The 2,486-nt window shown below is 76.6% G+C and carries 2 protein-coding genes and 1 pseudogene; all 3 read right to left on the bottom strand.

All coding sequences use genetic code 11. From position 1 onward, the window contains the following. Window positions 1-11: 11 nt before the first annotated feature. Window positions 12-698 (bottom strand): SDR family oxidoreductase, encoded by a 687-nt coding sequence (locus tag ABTW87_RS30060; protein ID WP_350654785.1) that lies wholly within the window; start codon window positions 696-698, stop codon window positions 12-14. After that, window positions 695-2,209 carry a PfkB family carbohydrate kinase gene (locus ABTW87_RS30055; RefSeq protein WP_350654784.1) on the bottom strand — a complete coding sequence of 505 codons (1,515 nt, stop codon included), beginning with the start codon at window positions 2,207-2,209 and terminating at the stop codon, window positions 695-697. The genes ABTW87_RS30060 and ABTW87_RS30055 overlap by 4 nt, the downstream gene beginning before the upstream one ends. 10 nt (window positions 2,210-2,219) lie before the next feature. Continuing rightward, a pseudogene (locus ABTW87_RS30050) lies at window positions 2,220-2,486 on the bottom strand (phosphoheptose isomerase); the annotation flags it as partial.

The raw sequence follows: 2,486 nt of genomic DNA, 5'->3' as shown, positions 1-2,486 counted from the left end.
TAGGGCGAGGATCATGGGTAGGAGGTTTCTTGTTCGGCGCAGACGGTGAGTTCGCGGATGGCGCAGCCGGGGGGTTGGGTGAGGGCGAACATGATGGCGTTGGCGGTGTCGGTGGGGTCGTTGAGGATGGCGTCGGGTCCGGGTTTGTATTGGGGGTCGCGGTGGTCGAAGAAGGCGGTGCGCATGCCGCCGGGGATGAGCAGGGTGACGTTGATGGTGCCGGCGGTTTCGGCGGCCAGGGCGCGGGTGAACCCGACGACTCCGAACTTGGCCGCGCAGTAGGCGGTCGCGTCACTGACCGCCTTCACCCCCAGCGTCGAGGCGACCGTGACGACCCGTCCCCCGGAGGCCTCGAGGAAGGGCAGCGCCGCCCGGATGACGGCGGCGGTGGCCAGCAGGTCGACCGCGACGATCCGGTCCCACGTCTCGCCCGGCACGTCGGCCAGCCGGCCCGGCACGTCCATCCCCGCCGCCGTCACCACGGCGTCCAGCCCGCCGGAACGCTCGGCCAGCGTCCGGGTGGCCGCCTCGGCGGCCCGGGTGTCGGCCAGGTCGCACTCCACCCAGGGCACCCCGTCCGCCGGCGGCTGCCGGTCCAGCACCAGCGGCCGTCCCCCGGCCACGGCGACGGCGGTGACCACCGCCGCCCCCAGCCCGCTCGACCCACCGGTCACCAGGACCGTCGATCCGGCCTTCATCGCGTCCCCCTTACCGGGCGGGCCACCGTCGGCGGGCCGGACGGCGGACACCCCAGGGCGTCGGTCGCCGGCACCGCGTCGGTCAGCGGCGGCGGGCTGCCCCGACCGTGGGCCGCGGCGATCAGCTCGGTGGTCGAACGCCCGTCGAGGTACGGCACCACCACCGTGTGCCCGCCCCAGCGCCGCAGCACCTCCGCCTCCGGCAGGGCCGGCTCGCCACCACCGGTGGCGTAGTCCCCGCCCTTGACCCAGATGTCAGGTCGCAGCCAGGTGAGCGCCGCGTGCGGGGTCTGCTCGTCGAAGATCAGGACCGCGTCGACGCAACCCAGGGCCGCGAGCAGGCGACTCCGGTCGCCCTGCGACATCACCGGGCGGTCGGGCCCCTTCAGCGCCGCGACGCTGGTGTCGGAGTTCAGGCAGACCACGAGGCAGTCGCCGAGCTGCCGGGCGGCCTGCAGCGTCGCCACGTGGCCGGCGTGCAGGAGGTCGAAGCAACCACCGGTGGCGACGACAGTGCCGCCGGCCGCGCGTACCTCGGACACCAGCGCGGCGGCCGCCGCCAGGCCGATGCGCTCGGCCGCGACGCCCGACACCACCGGGGGCAGCGGCCGGGCCGGTGGCGGCAGCGCCGTCGCCACTCCCCCACCCGCCACGTACGCGCACGCCTCGGCCACCGCCTCCTGCACCGCCTCGGAGACCAGCGCGCCGCCGGCCAGGGCGAGCGTGGCGGTGGCGGCGAACCGGTCGCCCGCACCGCAGGTGTCCCCCTCCGCGGTCGTCGGCGCGGGCACCATCAGCGGTGTCGAGCCGGCCGGGCAGAGCAACGCGCCGTCGCCACCCAACGTCACCGCGACCGCTGCCGCCCGCCAGCGTCGGCGCAGGCCCTGGGCGCCCCGCGCGGCGGTCGCCAGGCGGGTCGCGCCGGGCGGCACCTTCGCCAGTTCCCGGACCTCCGACTCGTTCGGCGTGGCCAGCCGCACGCCGGGCACCGCCGCCGGCCCTCTCGGGTGGGGGTCCCACACCACCGGCGCCCGGGTGGCGGCCAGCGCCGCCCGTAGCGCCGGCTGCCGGGCCAGTCCCCGGCCGTAGTCGCTGACCAGCACCGCGGAGGCGTTGGCGAGCACCCGCAGCACCGCGTCGGAGGGCTCACCCGGCTCCCCGGCGGCCCCGCCCCGGTCGTGGCGCAGCAGGACCCGGCCGCGCGCCCGGAGCCGGATCTTCTCGGGCGTCCCGCCGGCCAGCCCGAGCGCGTACACCTGGACCCCGGCGGCGGTGAGCAGCGAGCTGAGCCGCGCACCACCCGCGTCGTCGGCCAGGGCGGTCACCAGCACCACCTCGACGTCCGGTCCCGCCGCCGCGAACATCGCGGCCAGACCGGCGCCGCCGGGCCGGTCGGTGTACGAGGTCTCGTCCAGCACCGGTACCGGCGAGTCCGGGCAGAGGCGGTTCACCACCCCCTCCACGTCCCGGTCGAGCAGGGTGTCACCGAGCACCACCAGGGGTCCCCTCACGCTTCCCTCCTCATCGCGTCTCGAGCTGCTGCCCGCCGTCGACCACCACCTCGACCCCGGCCCGCACCGGCCCCGTGGCCGGGGCCCCGGACCGCTCCTCCTCCGGCCCGGCGACGGTCCCTCCCGCCGCCGCGACGGCGGGGGCCGCCGGCGCGGCGGTGGGGGCAGCCGGCAACGCCCGCTCGACGTATTCGCAGAGGAGGTGGCTGGTGACGAGGTGGAGTTCCTGGACGACCTGGGGGTCGGGTGAGGGGATGGCGAGGGTGTCGTGGCAGAG

Source organism: Micromonospora sp. NPDC126480 (assembly GCF_040302465.1).
Classification (GTDB): Bacteria; Actinomycetota; Actinomycetes; order Mycobacteriales; family Micromonosporaceae; genus Micromonospora.
Note: the sequence above shows the minus strand (reverse complement) of the source record. Positions and strands in the feature narration are given on the sequence as shown.